The sequence below is a fragment of the Methanosarcina sp. MTP4 genome, assembly GCF_000970045.1.
GTDB lineage: Archaea > Halobacteriota > Methanosarcinia > Methanosarcinales > Methanosarcinaceae > MTP4.
The window spans coordinates 2,180,650-2,204,044 of sequence record NZ_CP009505.1 but is presented as its reverse complement, the minus strand read 5'-3'; the positions used below and the strand labels follow the sequence as shown (position 1 = coordinate 2,204,044).

Here is a 23,395-nt window from a genome sequence, read left to right as displayed (position 1 = left end):
AATCTATATATGTGAGGTCGTGCATTATATAATTGTAGAGAAATCAATATATAATTAAAGAAATGACTATAAAAGAAGGTGATAACAAAATGGAAAAACTCAGAAATTTAATTATAGAAAATGTAGCAATGTTCAGGGAAGCATTTCCGACAAGGTCCTGCCCAAGCCCGGATCTGATTTCAGCAATTTCGCATGACCACCCGTTTACCTACGGTCAGGTTGAAAACGAGATTGAGAAGATGGTCCATGAAGGGGTCCTTGAGACAGAACTCTCCGACAGCTACAGAGTAAAACTCGGCTAAGGAAATTGCGACATAAGTGAACCGCTTGATAAATAGAATCACTTGACGAAAAGAATCGCTTGATGAACAAATTGTTTACAGGAATTGCCTGATTTTTTCTGTGCATTCCGTAACATTGATTAGAGACGAGAAATTGCTTTCTCTCCCCCACACCTTTTTGTATCCCATCTTCAGGTTGCAGAAAAGCTGCAATGAGCAATTATCCACGTGAACTCATTACTGTTTTGATCCCAAAATTCAGAGCTTTTTCTACCCGGATTTTATGGTTTTGGAACTGCAATATTTCTTGCTAAATATACTTAATTAAATATATCATAATAAGAAAATTTATCTATGTATGTTTCCTTACTCATTTTATGTTAAAATTCATCAAAGCTCTTGCCGGTTTACTTTTGGTAGGGCTGTGCCTTGGGTTTACCAGGTTGTTTCTGAATACAATTCCCTGCCCTTAAGATAGCCAGCGGCTTGAAACCTCTCTTACCCGGCTTTTTTTAAGGCTGGTTGTTGACTTCTTGTCGGATAAGGCACGCTTCCTTAACTTAAATGACATTCTCAAAAGTGTTCAATATTTATAGAAACCTTTTCCTTTTTCTGCCGGGGTTTCGTAGTTACTGGTTTTGTTGCTAGTTCTTATTTTAGCAGACCAACCTCATATATTATGTCATAATAACAAAATTTATGCGCAATGAACCGTATCATCTTTTATGCTGAGATTTATAGGGACTATTGCTGGTTTACTATTGGTCGTGCTGGGATTATGGTTCATTAAAATGCCTTTAAATGCAATGCCAGTTCCAGGAGTTAACAGTTAGTTTACGCTATCTTTTATGGTTGATTTTACTCTAACACCATTTAATCCCCGACAATCTTCAGAAGTGGACATTCTCCGTAAGCTCCCTTCTTCTTATAATGCCGCTTTGCATGTTCCACGAGCATGGCGTGGTATTCCTGATATAGGACCGTATCCTCAGGAAGGTTTTCTTCAAAGAGGGCCTTAATTTCGTCGTATTTTGCCTTTTCCCCGGCCAGACCCAGGTTAGCCGTTATTCTTCTGGTGTAGGCGTCAACGACAAAGGAGGGTCGCTTAAAAGCATAGAGAAGAATCGAATCAGCGGTTTCGGGTCCTACGCCTTTCAGGCAGAGGAGCTCTTCCCGGGATGGAATTCCCTGGATTATCTCAGTGGATCTTTCCGGGGATCTTTCCGGGGTTTTTTCCTGCAGGTCTGAAAACCATTCGGCAAGGGCTTTGAGGCGGCCGGCCTTCTGGTTATAGTAGCCTGCGGGTCTGATGGCTTCTTTTAAGGTTTCGGGATCAAGAGCAAGGATTCCTTCGGGAGAGAGGGCTTTTAGCTTTTTGAGGTTGAGAAGGGCGGTTTCGACCTGGGGCCAGCTTGTGTTCTGGGTAAGCAGGGCTCCGCAGATTATTTCGAACTGCTGCGTACGGTTCCGGGGGTAAGTGTAATCACCCGGGTGGTATCCCTGCACGGAACCGGTTTTTGTGGGATTGGACCCGCCATTTACGTGGAGTTCTGTCAGGGGCCACCAGCCCTGAGGGCCGTATACGTCCAGCAGGTAATCGTAAATTTTTTTGATGACAGGGTCTCGGGAGCTATCTTCCTGAATGCTTGAATTGCTTTTCTGACAGCTATTTTTCTGGATTTTCTCTTTCATATCTAGAACCCCGGAAAATACTATACTTCAGTTATGCAGTTCAATATTATGGTTCGGGAATAGTGTTTAGCTTTTTTGAATAGTTATTTACGTCATCAATGCGAAATTGTTATCGAAATTGTTATTGAAATTGTTATAGAGAGCGGAATTATCACAGAAAAAAGGGTTAGTTTCAGGAGGCAATGAATTGGCGATAATCACCTGGCAGAATGCGGTAATTGCATTTGCAGGTATTCTGGTGATCGGCATCTTTGCGCTGGTCATAGTAGACGGTACCTTCCTTCATAAACAATACCTTGAGCCCTGGGCTGAAGACTATCATGAGCAGTTTGAGGACCCGAGGGTTCAGGTGCTTGCCCACGGGGTGCTTTCCCCGAATTCCCACAACCTCCAGTCCTGGAGAGTGGTTCTGGAAGGTGAAGACAGTTTTCTCCTGTATGTGGATACGGACAGGCTGAGCCCGAAAGCCGATCCTCCGGGCAGGCAGGCGACCGTCAGCCAGGGAACTTTCCTTGAATATGTAAGGATCGCGGCTGAAGAGCTTGGGTACGAAGCTGAAATCGAGCTTTTCCCTGAAGGGGAATACGGGCTCGAAGGCTCTCCTGAAAATTTAGACAGCAAACCTGTTGCCAGGGTGAGCCTGAAAGAAGCTTCCGGGGATGCTCCGGAGGAAGTTCGGGAAAGCCGTGAAACCGGAGGCTACATTTCACCTCTTTATCCCGTGATGTTTCTCCCGGACACTTACAGGGTCTCGTACAGGGAAACAAAGCTGCAGCAGGAAGACATTGAGAAGCTCGAGGCCCTGAGCACGGAAAACGTTACCATAGTCGTTTTCCAGGAAGCAGAGGACGTTGAAAAGCTTGGAGACATCGCCCTTCGGGCGGCAGAGGTTGAAGCTGGTAATTCCGGCGTCCAGGAGGAAGGCTCCGAATTGTTCAGGCCCAACGAATGGGAGAAGAACAAGTTCCGCTACGGTTTTACCATGGAAGGCCAGGGGCTTTCTCCCCTCAAAGTCCATGTACTTCAGGGACTCTTATCCCTTTTCCCCTCCATGAACAGCCCTGAAGCCTCAAGGGACTCCTTCCTCAGCCAGACCAAAACTGCCGTGGAAAATACCCCTGCATACGCTCTGATAATCACGGAGGGCAACAGCCGAACGGTCCAGGTTGAATCCGGTATCCTCTACAGCCGCTTCCTGCTAACAGCCTCGGACATGGGATATGCCATGCAGCCCCTGAGCCAGGCCACTGAAGAGTATCCGGAAATGGCTGGAATGTATAAGGAAATCCACGAAGAATACGCAGAAGAAGGGGAAACCGTCCAGATGCTTGTAAGAATCGGGGTGCCGGAAAAAGAAGTTCCTCCAACAATGCGCCTTGATGTGATGGATATAATAGAAGAGTAAATATGATTTAATAGAAGAATGAATCTGCTTTTGCGGGTTTTTCAATTCCTTCTTCTTTTTCTCTTTCTCATTTCTTCTTTTTCTTTTATTTTTCTTCCTTTTTTCCTGGTCGTCCTTTCTTTGTCGTCCTGCCTATTCATTTGATGTTCTCGAGTAAGAATAAAAATAATGGTTGGCTCTGAATCCTTGATTGTATCCCATACAACCATATTAGTATATCGTGTCGTTCTTGTCCCGGGCGCCGAAGGCGGCCGGCATTTCCAGAATAAAAATTAGGAAAAAGAAGAAAGTAAATGAAAAAAAGCAAAAACAGATAGAAATTTTCAATCAATGCAAGTTATTTCGGAAATTTAAAAATTAAATATAAATAACGACACGATACAACTATGGTCCTGAACGTAAATATTTACACTTACTTTAAACCACGGAAGACACGGAAAGCACTGAGGGCTGTGCCCTATTTCCTTTATTCCGTGTTTTCCGTGTTTTCCGTGCTTTCTGTGCTTTCTGTGGTTAAATTGTCACTTGAGATTTATGAAAAAATTTGGGTTATTGACTATAGTTCGAATATTGACGTGAAGTGAGTTGAATAAAAGTAAAGGGTTCCACTGGCAATTTGATTTTATAATCGCTGTTTTTCAATATTTTTGGAAAGGCCGCTTGCTTATGCAAGCGGTGAGGGCTCTTGCACTCGATTTCAGGAAGGAAATTCCCAGAATTGGACTCAGCATTAAATCCTGTCACAAAAACCAGGGCCATTTCAATCGATATTACATCATTCTAGAGAGCCTGAATACCCTTTTCTTTCTGTCTTTTCATTGCCAATTTCTTTCCCCTGCTATCCCACTTTTATTCGTACGATTTTTACATCTTAGTTCTTCTATTGTGTCGTTTTTGTATATTTATTCATCATTTATGTCCCTAATGTGTTAATATTTCTCTTTTTATGATAATATTTATATAATAATAATCACATAAATATAATTACAAGGATAATAATAAATGGGGTTAAATGAGGGTGGTAAGATGAAAGGAAGGTTCAGCACAATTGTCTTCAGTTTATGCTGTTTTTTAATAATGTTTTCACTTTTGATGGCAGTCCATATTTCTTCGGGTACTGCGGTATCTTATCAAAAAGACATTATAAGTGAGTCCACAAGGTCTGTGGATCAGAGCACGGACAATGATTCTGAAAATGCTCCGGAAACGACCCGGATACGGCTTGCTCATTATGAGGACAGCTTTTCATTTCAGGGCCTGCGCAAAAAAATGGCAATGGTCATGACAGTTGAAAGTGAGGAATGGACAGTCAGGTTAATTTAAATTTGTTAACCTGCACTAGCTTCTTATTATCTTATTCTAAACTGTTATTAACCCTGTTCTAAAATTAGCATGGAATTAAATCCACCTCCTGACATCTTTTTTATAATCAATATAACTATTTTTGAAAATTTTCTCGCAGTTTGCTTCTTCAAAGGGGATGAATAACAGTTCCATTGCCATTGCAAAAGCTACCGGAAAGACGAATGCTGTTGCGGGACCCGAAAAAATCAGGGGCAGCCCGAAGAGTATCAGAGTCATCCCGAGGTACATTGGGTGGCGGCTGATCCGGAAAGGCCCGGCAGTTATGAGCTTTGAAGGCTCTTCGTGAGGTTTGACAGTTGTCGCTTCTTTTTTAAAGATCAGATCGGTCCAGATGTTTAACGAGATACCAGCGGCGATCAGCAGGCCTCCGGCGATTATCCCAAAGTTTTCCGAATATGGAAGAGAGGCTGCTAGCTGTCCTTCCGGGTAAATAAAACGGGTTGACAGGGAGGTTCCTGCAGAAGCCAGGACAAGGAGCCAGAAGATTGTTGGGGGTAAGATTTTTGTCTTTTTTTCCGTCTTCACCTCTGTCCTTGATCCTGCTGTCCTCGATCCTGTTTTCTCTTCTATCTTCCCTTCTGCCATTTCTTTTGTCTTCATTTTCGTCTTCATTCTTGTTTCCATATTTCTCCCTCCTTGCAGGTTCATTCTGTGGGAATGAGCGGGAACTTAAGTCCCGCTGCTTACTGTTCCAGGAGTTTTTCCGGCCTTCTTGAAATCAACCAGAGCCCGGCAAGCAGGAAGAATGTCGTCCAGCCGCTTATCCCTGCTTCGAAAGTCTTTGCCAGGTCGCTGAGCAAGTAGAGCACACCTACGACCAGTACTAAAAGTCCGAACCATTTACCTGTCCTATGATCCCTTATTTTCTGTTCTCTCATCAGTTTTCACCTTCTTTTCGACTATCTTTTCTTTTACTCAAACTTCACTTTCGTTTCCTTCTTTCTGGGGATATACTTTCATTCCGCTTTTGTGCAGGATAACTCCGTAGGTATCTTCTATCGTGACGTCCAGTTCGTATGTGGAGTCCTCAACTCTCGGGAATTCAAGCACTATGGGGTCTGATGCCGTAACTCCTTCGTAAAGTTTTTTATCTGCACTTTCCAGAGTGATTCCATCCTGTTTGAATTCGTAAATCATGTAACAGTCAAGGGTTGCATTCGGGTCTCTCGGGATATAGCTGAATACGAAGTGTTCTTCATAGTTTTCGGATTCGCTCACGAACGCATCGAGAGAATCGTTCCCCCAAACGGTTACTTCCTGCTCGGCATATCCGTCGTCAAGGTATTCGTCCACAGCGTAGAAATTAATGCCAGCCAGGATTATTCCGGCGGCGATTATTATTAGAAAGATAGCTATGAGCACTTTTGTAAGGTTATTCATATTAAGCCTCAAGTTTCCTTTTTTCTGTTCCTTTTCCGATTTTAAGGTTCTTTAGCATGTTCATCCGCATGATGGCAATGGAAAATGCAAATTCACGTTCGGATTCTCGCCCGGTTATTTCAAACCACTAAAAGAAAATACGTACAGGAATTATTTGAAACAAATCTGGGGAAAATCTTAAGTTAGTAGGAATTGTGTTAGAAAGTAAACAAAGCTGCAAGTTAATTAGAAAAGCCGGATGCAACAGGTAAATCTGTAAGATGGTTGGAAAACCTGCAAGTTGCATGCAAATTTGAAAAAGGCTGGGATACTTACAAACTGCATGCAAATATGGGAATGGGTAGGAAGCTGTCATCTGAATGTGCAAATTAAAAAATCCTTTTCCCGGGGAACATATGAAAGCTTATGAACTCTTTTCCGAACTGGGTTCGGAAGTAAGGCTGGGCATCCTCAAAGCCCTTGGTGAGAAACCGCTGAAATTCACGGCTATCTCGGAGCATCTGAAGATCACCTCTCCAGAGACTTCCAGGCAGTTGAACAGGCTCATTGATGCAGCCCTGCTGGAAAAAAGGCCTGACGGCTTTTACTCCCTTACACCCTTCGGGAACCTTGTCATGGCTTCCGCACCTAACCTCGAATTCATCGCCCTGAACTCTTCTTACTTCCTGACCCACGACGTTTCCCCTATCCCTCCAGAGCTTCTCAGGCGGGTGGACATGCTCTCGGGAGGAAAAGTGGTTACCGGAGTCTTTGAGGTCATGGAAAATGTGGACTCCCTTTTCGACGGAATAGGAGAGTATTCCTGGTACCTCTCGGATAACTTCCCCAGGTGCTTCCTTCCAAAAATCGAACAGAAACTTGACGCCGGAGTGGAATTCAGGAGCGTATATCCGGAAGAATTTTTAACTAATGTTTTGCGCTCCGTGGGCGAAAAAGTCAGGTCCGGAATTGAATTCAGGACCCTGGAAGAAATCAGAATCGCCCTGAACGTAAACGACCATTACGCCTTTCTTGGCCTGCCGGGACAGGACGGAAAGATCGACCGGGACTGCGTCCTTATCGGTTCCGACTCCGGGTTTAAGGATTGGTGCAGGGAATTGTTCGAGTACTACTGGAGAAGATCGAGCAAGTATCACCCGTAATCAGATTTCCAATTTTTTGATTCAATTTTTTGATGCCCACCTATCAATTTTTTGATGTTATTTCCGGCCCTAAAAAGCTTTATGTTCCTGGATTTAATAAGTTTCAGAAATACCTTTCTGGTCGGAGAAAATGTTTTACCTGTCCCTGAAGCCGGTTTTCGATTTGATTGAATAAAAGTGCCTCCGCCAGCTTGCCTGGCGGCCCTTTCAAAAAGAAGCAAAAAAGAGATATTAGAAAGAACATTTACAGATTGTATCTGTTTCTGTTTGTTTCTGTTTGTTTCTGTTTGTTTCTGTTTGTTTCTGTTTGTTGCCGTTTGTTTCTGTTTGTTTCTGTGGCTCTGTAGAAATACTGTATATAGCTTGAAATGGCCCTGTTTTTTGTTACCAGGTTTACTAATGATTCCAGTTCCAGGAATTTTCTTTTTAAATATCGGTAACAAGGGCCCTCACCGCTTGCGAAGCAAGCGGATCATCCCGAAATTGCTGAAAAAAGCGATTGCAAAATACACTGCAATTATTGGTTTTTACTTTTATTCAACTCACTTCACGTCGATATTCTGATATTTTAGTATCCAGATATTTTCAGTCACTTTCTTACTATTATTTTCAGTCACTTTCTTACTATTATTTTCAGTCACTTTCTTACTATTATTTTCAGTCACTTTCTTACTATTATTTTCAGTCACTTTCTTACTATTATTTTCAGTCAATTTCTTACTATTATTTTCAGTCAATTTCTTACTATTATTTTCAGTCAATTTCTTACTATTTTTACTCATTTAAATTTACTTTATGGAAAAGCCGGTCGTCTTCGACGACCGTTGAGAGCGCCGGTACCTATAAAGCAAGTCGAAAAAAGATTTCGGGAAAAGCTGAACAGGGAAATTACAGCTACCCTGTAAGGGTTGATTTAGATAGGTTTTCTACAAAGCCGTTCTGTTTTGTTTTAATTTTTACCGTTTCCATACTTGCCGTTTTTATGGTTAATTTTGCTTTTTGTATTCTTCCTTTCCGCTCTCTTTTCTGATTTTTGTTCTGGGAAGGCCGGGCTCCTTTGTCGCCCGGGGACAAGGACGACATAATGCAGCTATTTCCGGTTGTACGTGGTCATGGCTAAAGAATTAAAGCCCGGCCATCCTTTCGAACTTCAGTTTGCTCCTGATTTATCCGTACGTTATTCACTCGTACCTTATTCGTTCCTTGTTCATTCCTTATTTATTCGTATCTCAAAGCGTCTACAGGCTTCAGTTCCGACGCATTCTTTGCAGGTACCAGGCCTGCGATCAGCCCCACGATAATGGACACGAGGGTTGCTACAAGGGTCCCTTTTATACTGAGAGCAAACTCAAAGGGGATTTGCATTCTCACCGAGATCATTAACACGATTACCTGGACAGCGGCTGTACCCAGGAGGATGCCTATGATGCCGCCTACAAGCCCGATCATGGCGGCGTTGCAGAGGAAGATCAAAAGGATGTCCTTGTTTTTTGCACCGATGGCTTTCATAATCCCGATTTCTTTGGTTTTCTCAAGTACGGAAGTAAACATGGTATTGGCGATGCCTGTTGAGCCTACCAGGAGGGAAATACCTGCAATTAAGGCAAGGAAGGCGGTTAAGCCGTCTATAAGTTTCCGGGTGCCTTCAATAGCTTCTTTCGGGGAACTCACATAGAAGTCCTGGGTCTTTTCGTCCACCCTCCGGGAAAGCCTCAGCCTGCTCTCGATTTCTTCAAGGGCAGCCTCGTGGTCTGCCCCACTGTGCAATTTTACTTCTATGGAGTCGTAGACGTCCCTCTCCCTTTCAAACAGGCTTTCCTCACTCTGCCTAAAAGAGTAGACCTCTTCGTAAGGCAGGTAGACGCTGCTTCCGAATAAGCCGCCCAGGCCCCCAAGGAGGCCCTCGTCCTTTGCCAGGACCCCGACTACCCGGTAGGACTTTCCGTTTAAGAGGACCATCTTGTTGAGCCGGATTTCCCTTTCAAAGGCCTCATTTGCAAGCTCGTTGGAAATGACCACAACAGCCCTGTCCCCGGGTTTCAGCATCCTCCCCTCGCCGATTTTCTTTTTGGTGATTTCAGGCCAGACCCTCGGGTCCACGCCCTTTGCCCGGATCGAGGTTTTCTCTCCCCCGTATTGCATATCAACCCCGGTTTCTACATTTACATTGACGTATTCGACCGAGGGGATGCGCTGGAGGGTTAGCACGTCCATTTTCGTAAGCTCGGGGTTTTGTATTTCCTGAGGCTCTTCCGATACTGCCGGCTCGCCTGCCTCGTCGAAATCCATCTCTACGGGATCAAAGGGATAAGAGGCGACAATTGTAATCGTATCTCCTCCCAGGCTCTCCAGGGTTTCGGTTACCTGTTCCTGGAAGTACTCTCCGGTCGTGACAATGGCCATTACCGAGGCAATGCCAATGATGACCCCTATGATGGTAAGCCAGCTTCTCAGCCTATTGGCTTTAACCATGTTCAGGGCTATTTTCAAAATCTTTGCAGGTTTCATGGCACCACAGGTTCCGGTTTTTTCGGGTTCACACGGTTTTTATTCAGATTCATCCGGGATTACTCTTCTTTCTGCTTTTTGTCCATCTCTGCTTCGTCTATTTTCCTTCCTTCCGTATCCACTTCGTCAATATTCCTTTTTTCCATCTCCCCATCATCCGTTTTCCCTTTCTCTGCATTCTTTTTCTGCTGCCTCCTGTAAACCAGGACAGCTGCAGCTCCCGCAAGGACCAGGAACAAAAGTTTGTATGAAAAGAAGCCTGAACTGCTATTTTCCCCGGGCTGCTTTGATTCTGAGGAGAGGGTGAAAGGTGAGGAATAAAGGTTCAGCTCCTTTTCCTCGACCTGCCTCATGCCGTCGCTGGAAGTGTAGCTTATTTCGAATTTAATGGGCAGGTCTTCCCCTATTTCTGCGGGCTTGAGGTTGAAGTCGGCAATGGTGTAGTCTCCTTTTTGCAGGTTTCCGAGGATTACGGAATTGGACCCGTCAGTGACGCTCCAATTAGCCTGGGAGGGTACGGAAATCTTGACCGAGTTTGCGCCGTTGTTCCCGATGTTCGAGACCGAAAAGGTGTAGGCTCCGGTCGGGCTTCTTTCCATAAAAGCGATGTCGAAGTCCGTGGTGCCTCCGATGTAGATTCCGGCTTTGCTCTTTATCTCTTTTCGCTTCTGGTTTTCCACGGTGCCTGCTTCCGTAATCGTCTGGAGTTCTTCGATGTCGTCGTAGGTAAGGACCATGTCCAGTTTGTAGAGCCCGGGTCTTGTGTTCACGTTGGTAAGGACGTCAAAACTGACGTTTGCGGTCTCTCCTATGTCGATCAGGTTGATGTGCTTGACGTTACTTGAGCCGACAGGCAGGATCAGGTCATCCGTGCATTCCCAGGAAAACATTGCATTTTTCAGGGGAGAATTTCCCACGTTCTTGATCCCGAAAGTAAGGTCCGTCTTTGTCCCGGGCACCATTTTCTCAACGCTTATGAACTCGATTTCCGCGTTGGACTCGCTGTCAATGTCGATTATGAGGTCTTTTGTAAGGGATAGCCCGTTTTTGCTGCCCCCGGTGTAGAGGTAGACCTTGAGGGGGTATTTTCCTTCATTTACGTCATTTTCGACCCCAAGTTTGAATTTTACGACCTTCCCGCGGTCGTCTTCATAGCGTTTTCCCAGCGTCCCGATGTTTTTGGAAAGTTCCTCTCCCGGGAGGGCCCTGAATGGATAATCGGGTTCTATTGTTACGATGCAGTTTTCCTGTTCATCATACCCCGTGTTCTGGACCGAGAGCCTGACTTCAAGGACGTCTCCGGGCTTAACAGGGTCCGGGTCCTGGTTGAGCAGGTCGATTGTCAGGCCTTTATCCTGGACGCCCAGCGCAAAGGCCGGGGAACTGAATAAAGAGAGGCCGATTAACAGTACGGTAAAGACAGCAAACATCCTGAATATCGGTGCTTTGAACGTTGCTTTATTGGATATCGGTATTTTGGATTTCGACTTATTAGATGTCGGTATTTTGAATAACAATTTTATTTTTTTAAGAGTCATCTCCATCCTTCCTTAAATTTCGGGCTTGAGCTGGTTGGGATTCGGCTTGTCCCGGATTATTTTTCCGTCCTTCAGTTCGATGTGCCTCTGGGCATACTGTGCGAGGTGACTGTCGTGGGTGACAATGATCACTGTTTTTCCTTTTTCCTTCCACAGCCTGTAGAGCGTTTCGAGTACTTCTTTTCCAGTAACGCTGTCAAGAGCCCCTGTGGGCTCGTCGGCAAGGATGATTTCAGGGTTGCAGGCAAGAGCCCTGGCAATCGAGACCCTCTGCTGCTGCCCTCCAGAAAGCTGGGACGGCCTGTGCTGCATTTTATCGGAAAGACCCACCAGGTCCAGGAGCGCCTTTGCTCTCTTTTCGGCGGCTGCATCGTCAACTTCCTGGATTTCCAGGGGCAAAAGCACGTTTTCAAGCGCAGTCATCCCCGGGATCAGGTTGTACTGCTGGAAAACAAAGCCTATGGTTTTTCCCCTGAGAACTGCAAGGTCCGATTCCTCCAGGCGGGCGATGTTCCTTGACTTCAGGAAGATTTCTCCCTTTGACGGGACATCCAGGCAGCCCACCAGGTTCATCATGGTGGACTTTCCGCTCCCTGAGGGTCCGATAATCGCGGCAAATTCTCCTTTCCCGAACTCCACACTCACACCCTGCAGGGCATTGACATCGACTTCTCCCATCTTATAAATTTTCCAGACGTTTCTGAAGGTGATCAGCGTATTTTCCATATTGTTCTCCTAAACCCACACTTACATAAAAATGGGAGGCATTTGAAAAATATATTTTAGCCCTATTTTTTCCGCAAAGACTACACTATGAAGCAAAAAGAAAGGCAGATTATTGGAATATATGGTGAAATAAAAATAAAGGTATCTAAGGACCCGTCACAGAACAACTTATGCACAGGTTCGATTGAATGCATTGATTTTCGAGATCATTGTCACCAATTGGAAATCAACTTCTTAAATTATATGCCTAATCTATTTTGCTACAAATTCTTAGATTTGATATAACATTCCTATTAGCTTATTTCTACAGAATTACAGGCTTCCGGTAGTAAACAGAAAAGTGTATATTTGGGAAACAATAGACAGGCCGGCTGGAATACAGACAGTGAGTGCGGCGTTTTTAAATGACATATTTCGTGCATGCAAGAGTGCAAATATCCAGATGTATGCAGACAGTAAGAGACATAAAATTCCAATTATTTGCGAGGTATAAAATAGGGGATTATTTGAGAACATCTGTTCCATACCCTGGGCCATAAGTTGTGGGTCTTGTGCTGAAAAATCTACTGAAGATACTAATACATACGTTACAACCAAACTTATGAAGCTGCTAAATATTTGTGGCACAAATCCGTAGCCTACAAACTCTAACGTTCTCTTAAAAGAACCCTTTGAAGCAAATACATATGATATAGAATATAAGATTCCGGCCAGTATAAACCAATTTAAAAACGTTCCAATCAAACCTCCAACAATACCCCCAATGACACCGATTGACATTACTGTAGCAGATATAGATGAATCCATATCAGAAGGTAAAAATTCTTTAAGTTTATTCATGACCAGAAAACTTGAACCTATTGCAAATATTGATATTACAAGCATTATCAATAGAGGATACTTAAAACTGACTTCAGTTCCTATTTTCTCCCTGAAAAACGAATTAGGATCGAATATTAGATTATTTAGGTTTAGATTATCCATATCTTTTACACCATTGTAAATCTTATTCAATATATGCTATACACTTCATTAAAATTTCACATCATCTCTAAAGTACTTATATTTAACTTCGCCAGTCCAGGTTTTATTCCAGCCGAATACCCCGCAGCTTGCTGCGGGGATGGACACTTCCCCGAGAACCGTTGATGATATACGATTTATCAAATCCATTTTTTGTTTGTTAACTTCTGCTCGAACTAAACCTTGGTAGGTCTATTGTCTTCTTTTACGGAATCTCTTTTACATATTTCTTCTGTACCAGTAAAAGATTCACGTATAAGAGATTCCTGTAATAGCAAAAAGTGCTCCTACTACCGGCTTCGCGGGCAATTGAATGTCCAAAATCGCAAGAGTTGCATACAGAAATCCCTGGATTATACATATTAGCTGGAAGGTTTTGAAACTGGCTTTTTCTGAAATTCGATAATCTCTTTCGTCTTCCTTTACTTCTCCACTTAATTTCATATTTGTCACGATGTCAAAACTACATTACATATTGTATATAAAACTATCCTTTTAGACGGAACAAATTTACATACTGTGGGTTTTAAAAATATAGCAATTCAAAGTAAACGGTTTATCTGGTCCGGCATTCTGCTTCACATAATTATAAAAGAAAAAGCTACAGTCTACGAATGCCCTTTTTCACATCTCTTTTTTAGGTCCAAATTCACCTTTGACACCTTCTGGAAGTTTACCGCAGTATATCCTATCGTTCAAAGATGAGTAAAAAAGTGCGTAAGGCTAACCAAAAAGGATATCCGAATGACTGAATTAAATAATTCTGATAAAATATGAGGACTAAATCCGGTGTCGGTGCACCGGACAAGCAGAGACAACGAAAAAGAATTAGGCCTTATAATGTTTGGCGCAGTTCAAAAATAGTTTTTTTAATTTCAATAATTTGCCTTATTTTGCCCTTTCCCGAAGAGATAGAAGGCAATTGCGTACAGGATTCCTGAGATGACCGCAGCAATCATCCAGATGCCCATCAACACGTTGCTTAGGCTTTTTTTCTGTGTGAGGATATCGTAGCTTGCCCACAGAAGAATAAAACTTAAGCTTCCCAAACCGATAACTAATAAAGACAAGTTATACCTCCTCTACTGCAAAGAACACTTTCAACATTATATGATTTTTTATATCTATACCCCTTTATTCTTCATGCTTCTCCGTAATAGTCCGAAACTCCTGCTGAGCCGTACTGCCCTTCCCCGGGAAGCTTTCAAGGCATTTTCTTAATGAAAGACGTTTTCTAAAAGAGGATTACTTGTATAAATACATAAGGTAGTAAAAAAATATAGTTCACCTCCACTTTTTCCAAAAATTATATATAATTCCGGCTTAATGGACGTACCCATGACCCTCGGGGCGCTTAATGCGACCTTTAATGAAGAATTCATTAATCTCGCCTCGGAAGCTGCAGTATCGACCAGCATACCCGAGCTTGTATTCAGCCTTATCACATATTTCCTGATGGCAGCCTTGGCCCTGCAAATCTACCGGGAGGTTTCGAAGATTTATTCCTTCATGGAGTACGAGGGGCTCAAATATTTCAAAAACGCCTTCCTTTTCTACGGCTTTGCAAACCTCTTCCCGGCTGCACTGACTCTTGCTCTCCTGCTGGCAAAATCCTCAGCCTCGGCAACCCTGTACCTTCTGGCAGTTGTCCTTCTGCCTTTATTCTTCCTTACCGGGTTAAGTTTCCTGTTTGCCAAAGTAAACCTGCTTTCCTCCATTATCTGGAAACTTGTAGAGGGAATTGTCAGGACAAAGACCCGCAGAACCCTGTTTTTCCTTTCCGTCATGCTGTTCGTACTGGTGGACGGGATAGTCTATCTCCTGGTCCTGGCAGTTGCCGGGAATTATCTTGCCCTGGGGTACAAGGCCCTTATTTTTGTGCTTATCCTGCTGCTTATCAGGTCAAACATGCGTTCGGGAGAAGGGACAAAAACCCTTACCCACCCCTACTACCTGGGCCTGATCCTGATCTTTACCCTGAGTTTCCTGGGAAATTTTTCAATAATAATTGAAGACAGCCATGAACTTATGGGCTATGCCCTGGATTTCCTGACCCTTATCGCCTATGCAATAATTCTCAAAGGAGTGAAAAAGTGGAGTCGCATTCTTCTGGGATGAAGCCGTTTCAAAAGCGAAGCCGGCTGGAAATTATAAGGGACATCCTCACGGTTATCCGCGACTCCGACAGCACCATCAGTCCAACAAAACTTCTTAGGTTGTCCAATCTCTCCTACCAGATGTTTGAGGAATATCTCGGAGAGCTTGAAGCCAAAGAACTGGTCGAATTAAAACCTTATAAAGGGAAGAGGAAGATCTACTCCCTCACGGAAAAAGGCCGGATGTTCCTGGAAAAATACGAGGACTTCGTCTCTTTTTTAAGGGATTTCGGGTTGTAAACTGCTTTTTCGATACATTGTTCGTTATTAATTTTCTCAGTGCTTTGTCGCTGTCCGGGACGACCTCTCAGTTCGAAGTTTCAAGGTGCAAGCTCATTTTTTCGGATCAAGATTTCGAGTTAGGATTTAGGGTCAGGGTTTCGGATCAGAATTTTGATTCAGGATTTTGAATCAGGGTTTCGAATCGGGGTTTCGGCTAAGAATTTCGATTCATTTTTTCTGCTCAGGGTTTCGGGTCCCCAGATTATTGTGACCGCAGCGGCGGCAATGATCAAGAACAGGATGTAGTAAATCTCCGCCCTTGCAGTGAATTCAAAGAGTTCTCCTGTGAAATTGACCATGAAATGGAAAAGTATGGCCGAAAGCGTGCTTCGCCGGGAATTGTTATAGATCCAGGTCATCAAAACCGACTGGGGGATCTTATCCAGCATGAAAAGCCAGAATCCCGGGGTGCCCAGGCCCAGGCCGTGCTGGTAGGTGCCTTCGATGAAAAACAGGGGCATGTGCCAGAATGTCCAGACTGTCCCCAGGATCAGGCTTGATTTCAAGGCGTTTCGGTTTGACTGCAGGCGGTCTAGGGCATACCCTCGCCAGGCGATTTCCTCGGGCAGCGGGCCGAAGAGGAGCAGGAAAAGGGCAAAAGGCACGATTGCCAGGGGCTGCTCTAAAAAGCGGCCTGCGGCTTCAAGCTGAATTCCCCTGCCCCCGAGAAGGAAATCGGAAAATGCAGCAAGCCCGGTCAGGAGAGGAACGGTGAGAAAAATAACGGCATACCATTTCAGCCCGATTCGTTTGTAATCGATTATCCTCTGCCAGTAGTCCCGCCGCCCTTCCTTTCCTTCGGTCAGGTATACGAGAAAAACAGCCGTTACCGGGAGCATCAGCCCGCCGAGGTAGCGCAGTACCGTGCTTAAATATGCATGTTCCGGCATTTCCAGCAGGGCAGCCGGGAGCTCAAAGAGCCAGGAAAGGCTGTAAGCAAGGATAAAGAAGAGCCATGGGCTTGAGAGGGTTGACGTCTGTAAACGCTTTTTTTCAAATATCCCGCAACTTTTCATTAAAATTTAAGGATTTGGAAAAGAGTTAATGTTATCTATAATTTATACAGTCATTTATTTTTACAGTAATTTTCGTATTCATTTTTGGGTTCCGTAGAAATCCTGTTCTATCGCTTAAGATGCTCCTGGTTTGTGAACGGGCCACTCTTAACATTTCATCCACGGTCTGCCTTTTATTAATATATGTCTTATCAAATAATTAGCTGCCAACGAGCCTTCATATGTAGAACGGCGCAGTATTTCGGAGATAATCCGTACTTCAGAGCGGTACCGCATTTTATCATGGCTTACGCAGGAAAACAAAAATATATAAAAATATGGAAAGTATTATTCGGGTATTATCTGGCTATTATTTTGGGTATTATCTGGCTATTATTTCAGGTGTTATTTCAGGTGTTATTTCAGGTGTTTGATAAATCTCCCGCTTCTGTATTCCTCAAATGCCACTTTCAACTCTTCCTGCGTGTTCATGACAATCGGCCCGTACCAGGCTACAGGCTCACGGATAGGTTTTCCAGAGACCAGGAGGAACCTTACCCCTTTTTCTCCTGCTGTCACCTCTATTGAGTCCCCGTCCCCGTACAGGACAAGGTTTTCCTGATCGATCAGGCAGTCTTGCCTGAGGTCGAAGTATTTTGCCCCTTCCAGCTCGAAGGCATAAGGGTCCCGTTCCTCATCGAAATACCCCGCTCCGTCTATCACGTACGCGAACATGGTATAACCCGGGATGGCCATGTGGGTGAATGTTGCATACCTCGGAACTGTCACGTCCACATATACAGGATCGGTTACGATTCCCTTAACCGGCCCTTCAACCCCATTTATAGCCCCGCAGATAATTCTCATCTTTATGCCTTTTTCCAGGAAAAGCTCGGGAATCTGGCTGCTTTTGATCTCCTGGTAGCGTGGGTCCATCATTTTATGGGAAGCAGGAAGGTTTGCCCAGAGCTGGAAACCCCACATAAGCCCGCTTTTCTCCCCTTTTGGCATCTCCTGGTGGACAATCCCGCTCCCGGCAGTCATCCACTGCACGTCTCCTGCCTCAATCACGCCGCTGTTCCCCATGCTGTCCCCGTGATCGACCTCCCCGTGCAGGACATAGGTAATAGTCTCGATTCCCCGGTGCGGGTGCCAGGGAAAACCCATAATATATTCTTCCGGGTACTCCGAATGGAAATCATCCAGAAGCAGAAACGGATCAAGTTCCGGGACCTGGTGGAACCCGAAAGCCCGCTTTAAATGAACTCCCGCACCCTCAATAGTTGGCATACTTTTCATGATTTTCTTAATTTTCCTGACCTTACCCAATCTAATTCCCCCTCTGTAGAAAGTGGTTCGGAAATGTTGTTCGAAAATGTTATTCAAAAATGTTGTAAATCAATAAATACGTCCGCTTATGTTGTAAATCAATAAATACGTCCATAAGTCCGCTTGAGCGAAGCGAAACGGACAGCGTACTGTTGCGATTTCATCGCAACTCTGCTGGTGCAACTCTGCTGGTGCAACTCTGCTGGTGCAACTCTGCTGGTGCAACTCTGCTGGTGCAACTCTGCTGGCTCAACTATACCGAAACGTATCTCGTACTCCCCAGTATAGAATTATCCGGTGTCGTGATATAAATTTTTGCTGGCTAATAGTCGGGAAGTAAATTGCTGCAGGTAAATCGTTGCAGGTCTGAAAAGTATCTTTATGTCTTTCTTTTTATAATATCTCAATGATTGAAAAAAATTATATAGTTCTCTTTTCAAACAAGTATATTGAAGTTCATGCAGGTTTGCGAAAAACATCCTATGCCTAAAAAAAGCCCGGACTATAATATGGGAGCTTTCCCGGGCTCATTCAACTTCATCCTTTGGGATTTCCTTCGATTATACTGAAGAAACCGATAAAATAAGTGATATATCATGGGTATTTTTTCAAAAAGTGCAAGTTCCGAGCTAAAGGCATTCCTGGAAACCGAAGACCTTGATGACCTTGTAAAAGCAAGAGAGAGGGTCCAGCACCTGGACGAAAACGACATAAAGAAAATCCGTTCAATCCTGGAAAAGTGGGATAAGCCCCAGGAGGTGTCCAATCTCCTTTTCCATCCCTCTTTGATACCCGAAGACATCAGGTTCAGCTCCCTTCTCAAAGGACTGGAAGAAAGAGATAATCTCTACTACCTCCTTGCTTCAATAGCAGGTTTGCAGGGGATGGAAGAAGAATTTTCCGAAGAAGAAAAGATTATAATTAAGGAGCATTTGATTTCAGCCCTCGAAATCACAGGAGGGGTTCTTGCAGCCAGAGCTTCCGTTACGATCGTCGGTTTTCTTTCCATTGGGGATGCGAACAGGATGTTTAAATTCCTGTCTCATCCGGAAGAAGTTGTAAGGCTTAACATTCTGTCCTGGCTTATCGAAACCCTGGAGGAAACGGATGTAGAAACATTTGCCTTAATGCTTCAAAGCAGCGAAGTCCCGGAGGACATACAGGCTGACACAATAGAAAAATTCCGGGAACACCTCCGGAAAAAAGAATCAGGAGAAACCGATTTTTCCACAATGCCCCTTTATGCATATATCCCCAATTTAAATGAAGTTTTAAAGAGGGCCTGATTATCTTATACATGAAGCGCTACGGTTCTTTTCTTTTTTTCTTTTGATGTTTTTTCTTTTGATGTTTTTTCTTTTGATGTTTTTTCTTTTGATTTTTTTCAAATGAATACGGGAAGAGATGGGGGATTGTAACAGGAAATGCAAATAAGCTATGTTGATCAATGAAAATTAATCTCTTTTTCGAATTATGCCCCTCTATATTTGTTATTCGGAATCACCCCGGTAAAGTATCCCAATTTTGGGACCAAAAGTTCCGAATTTTTAAAGCTGAATGAGTATAAATTAATAAAATTGAAAGGGTATGTAACCTAATTGTATAATTCAAGATGGTTTTGATATCTTTTTTTCCTACTTTTCTTTATATTAGGAGCATTTCGTAATACTCTTATATGTTTAGGTATGATCTATGTTTTGTTAATATCATTTATTCAAATTACCAGGTGATTAGTAGGGTAATTCACAAAAATGAGGTGTTCTGTAATGGAGAAAAAAAAGTTATCAGTATTATTTTCTGTTTTCCTGACAGCCCTGATTTTAATTACGGCGGGCTGTATCGGCCAGAGTGCTCAGACCGAGGACGTTGCTGAGGAGACCTTAGCTGAGAATACTGTTGACGGCTCACAGCATGCGGATGTTGTTTACCTGAGCGGCGGAGATTATGGCTATCCACAGCCGTTTACGATATATCCCAGGGGTCCCGGGTCATCAAAGGTCGGGATGATCTTTGACAGCCTGGTAGAAAGGGATGAAATGGGCATAATTCCCTGGCTGGCTGAAAGCTGGGAGATCAGTCCGGATGGGACGGAATATACATTTTATCTCCGGGAAGGTGTCGTGTGGAGCGATGGGGCACCTTTTACGGCAAGCGATGTTAAATTTACTTTCGATTACGAGCAGGAAAATGTACCTGTCGCGGGTGGAATTGAGGCAGGGGTTATAGACAATGTCCAGGTAGTGGATTCCAGTACAGTCAAATTTGTACTGACCCAGCCTGTTTCAACATTCCTTTACAAGCTCACGGGTTTTAAGATCATACCCGAGCATATATACGAAGATGTATCGGATCCTACCAGTTTCCTTGATCCGGAGGCGGTCACAGGTACCGGTCCGTTCCTGCTTGACGAGTACAATAAAGAGCACGGATCATACCGCTTTGTAACAAACGAAAAATTCTGGGGACCGGATACTTCCGTTAAATCCGTCGAATTTGTTCCGGTCAGCGATTCGTTAATAGCTTTTGAACAGGGGGAAATCGATTTCACAGGCATATCCCCGGATATTCTTGACCGGTTCACATCAGACCCTGATGTAAGAGTGGTACAGCAGCCGGCTTTCTGGGGTTACCAGTTTTATTTCAACATGAAAAAATGTCCGGAGCTTAACGACAGAAGAATAAGGCAGGCCTTTGCTTATGCCATTGACCGTGAAGAACTGGTGGAAAAGATCGCAAGAGGTGCAGGGAAAGCCGGTAAAATGGGCATACTCTCCGAAGACCACATATGGCACAACCCTGACCAGCCCGAATATGGCTACGACCCGGAGAAAGCCAGAGCATTGCTTGACGAAGCCGGTTGGACTGACACGGACGGGGATGGAATACGCGATAAAGGCGGGGAAAAACTGTCATATGTCCTGTCCCTTGGCAGTGGCGAAGTCCGCATCGGCGAACTTATAAAAGAGAGACTGAGCGAAGCAGGAATTGACGTTCAGGTGAGAGCCTTGGAGAGCAAATCCCGGGATGCCAACCTTAGGAACGGGGACTTTGAACTTTTGATCAGCGGCTTTGGCGGCTGGGGAAGAGATGCGGATTATCTCCGTACAAGGTACTGTGATACGGGTTCGCAGACAGGAAGTGTGTCATCCGGTGCAGCAGTATTTGGTTACCATAATGATACCCTGAACGCACTATGTGCCCGGGAATTGCAGGAACTGGACGATAGTGAACGGAGAGAAATAGTATACAATATGCAGACCGTGCTTGCGGATGATGTACCCGCAATCCCGCTCTATTATACTACAAGATATGATGCATGGCGCATTTCAAAATACGACGGCTGGATGAACATGTATGACCATCATGCAAGAACCCACAGCATTCTTTCGTATCTTGAGAGGGATGGAATTGCAGAGAAAAGATAATATCAATAACCTGATCGAATGCTGGAAAAAAGCTACGGGTAATGGTCTGACTGTCCTTGATGAAGGCAGGACGGCAGAATTCTGGAACAAACGCTCCGGGAACTATGCTAATAATATTGACAAGGACAAAAGAAAGAAGAAAAGCGCCGACATTCTTGAATTTCTTAAGGAAGCCGGTTTTAATCCGGAAGGTTCCAGAGTCCTGGATATCGGGTGCGGACCCGGTACCCTCTCCCTTCCCCTTGCAAGGCTTGGAGCGGAAGTGACTTCACTTGACATCTCTTCCGGAATGCTCGACAGACTGAAAGATGCCGTAAAAAAGGAGCCTCTTCCGATAGATATCATCGAATGCTCCTGGTGGACGGCAGACATAGATGCCCTTGGATTCAGGAACGAGTATGACCTTGTAATTGCGTCCATGACCCCCGGAATAAGGGATGTTGAAAACCTGGATATGATGATGGCCTGCTCAAAAAACCTCTGTTATTACAGTAACTTCCTGAGAAGAGGGGAGGACAGGGCGTATCGTGATATCCGGACTTCGATACTCGGTGAAAACTCTGCGAATAACATGAACGGCATGATCTACCCTTTCATGTACCTTTATCTCTCAGGCTACAAGCCACTGGTCAGGATCAACCATTCCGAATGGCATGAAGAGACAAACTGGAGAGAAGCCGCAGAAAGGGCAATAGAGTTCATTGGAAGGAGCCGTGATTTTGATGATGAAACTAAAGAAAAAATAATGGATTATTATCAAAATGTCTCTCCGGATGGGATCTACCGTTCCGAATCGGATGTATATACCGGTATGATGGCCTGGGAAGTTAACGGCAGAGGATCGGATAGAAACGTAACGCCAGAGGATCGGAAAATAAGTTAACAGCAAATGATCGAAGAGTAAGTTAACAGCAAATGATCGAAGAGTAAGTTAACAGCAAATGATCGAAGAGTAAGTTAACAGCAAATGGTTGGATGGTAAAGGGGCGGATGATTGGATGGGAGAGGACAGGAATTCATTTATTTTCAGGTTGTTATTGACCCTTTTTGTAATTCTTGCCATTAATTTTTTCCTTCCGAGGATGATGCCCGGAGACCCATTCTCAACCACTTCCGCAGATGAGGCAGGGGAAGAGATTATTGTAATGACAGAGGAGCAGCGCCTTTATTACATGAACTATTACGGGCTTGACAGGCCGCTACACGAACAGTTTTTGGTATACATGAAAAACCTGATGAAGGGCGACCTGGGCAGGAGTATTTATTACAAAATGCCGGTCAGTGACGTAATAATGCTCCATCTCCCCTGGACTGTGTTGATTGTCGTGGGAGCTACGGTAATCAGTACCTTCTCCGGTGTGGTTCTCGGGACATTTTCGGCAAAAAACAGGAAAAAGGGGAGTGACAGAATTATGATGACGGGATTAATTGCCTTTGCAGAAATTCCCTCATTTCTGCTCGGGCTGATTCTTCTTCTGGTTTTTAGCGCGTATTTCAGGCTTTTCCCGCTTGCAGGGGCTATTACTCCCTTCGCGGACTATAACGGTCCTGCAGAACAGGCCTGGGATATACTGTACCATGCTTTCCTGCCTGTCGTGACCCTCTCCCTTTCCCAGCTGACCGGCGTGTACCTGCTCACCAGAAATACCCTGATTACGGTGACTACAAAGGAATATATAAGGACTGCCCGGGCCAAGGGGCTTGGGGAAAAAACCGTATGGAACCGCCATGCACTCAGGAATGCCCTGCTTCCGGTAGTGACAAGAACAGGCTTTATGATCGGGATAATGATGGGGGGCGTTGTACTTGTTGAGACTGTTTTTTCTTATCCCGGCATAGGGATGACGCTCAGAAGTGCTGTGGTCGGCCGGGATTATCCCCTGATCCAGGGTATTCTCCTGGTAATTGCGGTCTCCATACTTGTCTGCAACCTGCTGGTCGACAAAATATACGGAAAACTTGATCCGAGAGTCGTAGTATGATAAAGGATATTGCTGCCTATGGAAACGCCGGAATACTCTCACTTATTCAGGCTTTAAATATTAACGGAATTCTCAGCAGTATAGCCAGGAAATTTCCTAAATTTAGTACTGTAGATAAGACATCCTCTAAATTTAGTGTTATAGCCAGGATATTTTCGAAGTTCAG

Annotated in this window: 25 protein-coding genes; 10 read left to right on the top strand and 15 right to left on the bottom strand. The window is 44.2% G+C overall.

The genetic code is table 11. The features are described from left to right. Positions 1-89: 89 nt before the first annotated feature. The gene (locus MSMTP_RS09280; protein ID WP_048178755.1) at positions 90-302 is read left to right on the top strand and encodes a hypothetical protein; all 213 of its coding nucleotides are present in this window, start codon (positions 90-92) and stop codon (positions 300-302) included. A gap of 852 nt (positions 303-1,154) precedes the next feature. On the opposite strand, the gene MSMTP_RS09275 is transcribed toward MSMTP_RS09280, so the two are convergent. Continuing rightward, on the bottom strand, positions 1,155-1,973 hold the full coding sequence (locus MSMTP_RS09275; protein WP_082090567.1) for an endonuclease III domain-containing protein: 819 nt from the start codon (positions 1,971-1,973) through the stop codon (positions 1,155-1,157). A 187-nt stretch (positions 1,974-2,160) separates the two neighbouring features. Here MSMTP_RS09275 and MSMTP_RS09270 point away from each other — a divergent pair, with 187 nt between their 5' ends. After that, positions 2,161-3,378, top strand: coding sequence for an Acg family FMN-binding oxidoreductase (locus MSMTP_RS09270; RefSeq protein WP_048178754.1), 1,218 nt, complete (start codon positions 2,161-2,163; stop codon positions 3,376-3,378). A gap of 41 nt (positions 3,379-3,419) precedes the next feature. Here MSMTP_RS09270 and MSMTP_RS19225 read toward each other — a convergent pair whose 3' ends face one another. Beyond that, entirely contained in the window at positions 3,420-3,587 is a 168-nt protein-coding gene (locus tag MSMTP_RS19225) for a hypothetical protein (RefSeq protein ID WP_156153768.1), read from the bottom strand. Positions 3,588-4,455: 868 nt separating this feature from the next. On the opposite strand from MSMTP_RS19225, the gene MSMTP_RS09265 reads away from it, so the two are divergent. Further along, positions 4,456-4,701, top strand: a complete 246-nt coding sequence (locus tag MSMTP_RS09265) for a hypothetical protein (protein ID WP_197076042.1) — start codon at positions 4,456-4,458, stop codon at positions 4,699-4,701. A gap of 75 nt (positions 4,702-4,776) precedes the next feature. On the opposite strand, the gene MSMTP_RS09260 is transcribed toward MSMTP_RS09265, so the two are convergent. Genes MSMTP_RS09260 through MSMTP_RS09250 form a run of 3 tightly spaced genes read right to left on the bottom strand, consistent with a single transcriptional unit; the run spans position 4,777 to position 6,123 of the window. Then, positions 4,777-5,367, bottom strand: coding sequence for an isoprenylcysteine carboxylmethyltransferase family protein (locus tag MSMTP_RS09260; RefSeq protein WP_052718348.1), 591 nt, complete (start codon positions 5,365-5,367; stop codon positions 4,777-4,779). 59 nt (positions 5,368-5,426) lie between these two features. Then, positions 5,427-5,621 (bottom strand): hypothetical protein, encoded by a 195-nt coding sequence (locus MSMTP_RS09255; protein WP_048178752.1) that lies wholly within the window; start codon positions 5,619-5,621, stop codon positions 5,427-5,429. Between the two features lie 37 nt (positions 5,622-5,658). Next, positions 5,659-6,123, bottom strand: coding sequence for a hypothetical protein (locus tag MSMTP_RS09250; RefSeq protein WP_048178751.1), 465 nt, complete (start codon positions 6,121-6,123; stop codon positions 5,659-5,661). A 395-nt stretch (positions 6,124-6,518) separates the two neighbouring features. On the opposite strand from MSMTP_RS09250, the gene MSMTP_RS17960 reads away from it, so the two are divergent. Next, positions 6,519-7,265 (top strand): winged helix-turn-helix domain-containing protein, encoded by a 747-nt coding sequence (locus MSMTP_RS17960; RefSeq protein WP_197076040.1) that lies wholly within the window; start codon positions 6,519-6,521, stop codon positions 7,263-7,265. Here the strand turns inward: MSMTP_RS17960 and MSMTP_RS09240 are convergent. The 8 genes from MSMTP_RS09240 to MSMTP_RS19220 all read right to left on the bottom strand — a co-directional run bounded on the left by MSMTP_RS09240 (position 7,256) and on the right by MSMTP_RS19220 (position 14,130). Further along, the gene (locus MSMTP_RS09240; protein ID WP_048178750.1) at positions 7,256-7,708 is read right to left on the bottom strand and encodes a hypothetical protein; all 453 of its coding nucleotides are present in this window, start codon (positions 7,706-7,708) and stop codon (positions 7,256-7,258) included. The genes MSMTP_RS17960 and MSMTP_RS09240 overlap by 10 nt on opposite strands. Before the next feature lie 99 nt (positions 7,709-7,807). Then, the gene (locus MSMTP_RS09235) at positions 7,808-8,047 is read right to left on the bottom strand and encodes a hypothetical protein (protein WP_048178749.1); all 240 of its coding nucleotides are present in this window, start codon (positions 8,045-8,047) and stop codon (positions 7,808-7,810) included. A 436-nt stretch (positions 8,048-8,483) separates the two neighbouring features. Next, positions 8,484-9,773, bottom strand: coding sequence for an ABC transporter permease (locus MSMTP_RS09225; protein ID WP_048178747.1), 1,290 nt, complete (start codon positions 9,771-9,773; stop codon positions 8,484-8,486). Positions 9,774-9,832: 59 nt separating this feature from the next. Continuing rightward, the gene (locus MSMTP_RS09220) at positions 9,833-11,203 is read right to left on the bottom strand and encodes a COG1361 S-layer family protein (protein WP_048178746.1); all 1,371 of its coding nucleotides are present in this window, start codon (positions 11,201-11,203) and stop codon (positions 9,833-9,835) included. 120 nt (positions 11,204-11,323) lie between these two features. Beyond that, positions 11,324-12,037 carry an ABC transporter ATP-binding protein gene (locus MSMTP_RS09215; protein WP_048178745.1) on the bottom strand — a complete coding sequence of 238 codons (714 nt, stop codon included), beginning with the start codon at positions 12,035-12,037 and terminating at the stop codon, positions 11,324-11,326. Between the two features lie 312 nt (positions 12,038-12,349). Beyond that, positions 12,350-13,021: a YIP1 family protein gene (locus MSMTP_RS09210; protein ID WP_048178744.1), complete on the bottom strand. Its 672-nt coding sequence runs from the start codon at positions 13,019-13,021 to the stop codon at positions 12,350-12,352. Between the two features lie 288 nt (positions 13,022-13,309). Then, on the bottom strand, positions 13,310-13,504 hold the full coding sequence (locus MSMTP_RS20370) for a DUF2178 domain-containing protein (protein ID WP_082090566.1): 195 nt from the start codon (positions 13,502-13,504) through the stop codon (positions 13,310-13,312). Between the two features lie 431 nt (positions 13,505-13,935). After that, entirely contained in the window at positions 13,936-14,130 is a 195-nt protein-coding gene (locus MSMTP_RS19220; RefSeq protein WP_156153765.1) for a hypothetical protein, read from the bottom strand. A 256-nt stretch (positions 14,131-14,386) separates the two neighbouring features. Between MSMTP_RS19220 and MSMTP_RS09200 the strand changes: the two genes are divergently transcribed. Both MSMTP_RS09200 and MSMTP_RS09195 read left to right on the top strand, forming a co-directional pair. Further along, on the top strand, positions 14,387-15,178 hold the full coding sequence (locus tag MSMTP_RS09200) for a hypothetical protein (protein WP_156153764.1): 792 nt from the start codon (positions 14,387-14,389) through the stop codon (positions 15,176-15,178). Next, a complete protein-coding gene (locus MSMTP_RS09195; protein ID WP_048178742.1) occupies positions 15,175-15,456 on the top strand; it encodes a winged helix-turn-helix domain-containing protein in 282 nt (93 codons plus the stop codon). Before MSMTP_RS09200 ends, MSMTP_RS09195 begins: the two co-directional genes overlap by 4 nt. A gap of 158 nt (positions 15,457-15,614) precedes the next feature. Here MSMTP_RS09195 and MSMTP_RS09190 read toward each other — a convergent pair whose 3' ends face one another. Further along, the gene (locus MSMTP_RS09190; protein ID WP_048178741.1) at positions 15,615-16,514 is read right to left on the bottom strand and encodes a CPBP family intramembrane glutamic endopeptidase; all 900 of its coding nucleotides are present in this window, start codon (positions 16,512-16,514) and stop codon (positions 15,615-15,617) included. A gap of 396 nt (positions 16,515-16,910) precedes the next feature. Further along, positions 16,911-17,792, bottom strand: coding sequence for a pirin family protein (locus MSMTP_RS09185; RefSeq protein WP_048183193.1), 882 nt, complete (start codon positions 17,790-17,792; stop codon positions 16,911-16,913). A 626-nt stretch (positions 17,793-18,418) separates the two neighbouring features. On the opposite strand from MSMTP_RS09185, the gene MSMTP_RS09180 reads away from it, so the two are divergent. From MSMTP_RS09180 to MSMTP_RS09165, 4 genes are all read left to right on the top strand, one after another. After that, entirely contained in the window at positions 18,419-19,108 is a 690-nt protein-coding gene (locus MSMTP_RS09180; RefSeq protein ID WP_048178740.1) for a hypothetical protein, read from the top strand. 480 nt (positions 19,109-19,588) lie between these two features. Further along, entirely contained in the window at positions 19,589-21,247 is a 1,659-nt protein-coding gene (locus MSMTP_RS09175) for an ABC transporter substrate-binding protein (RefSeq protein WP_048178739.1), read from the top strand. Then, positions 21,225-22,130 (top strand): class I SAM-dependent methyltransferase, encoded by a 906-nt coding sequence (locus MSMTP_RS09170; protein ID WP_048178738.1) that lies wholly within the window; start codon positions 21,225-21,227, stop codon positions 22,128-22,130. Before MSMTP_RS09175 ends, MSMTP_RS09170 begins: the two co-directional genes overlap by 23 nt. Before the next feature lie 115 nt (positions 22,131-22,245). Next, the gene (locus MSMTP_RS09165) at positions 22,246-23,229 is read left to right on the top strand and encodes an ABC transporter permease (RefSeq protein WP_048178737.1); all 984 of its coding nucleotides are present in this window, start codon (positions 22,246-22,248) and stop codon (positions 23,227-23,229) included. Positions 23,230-23,395 lie beyond the last annotated feature (166 nt).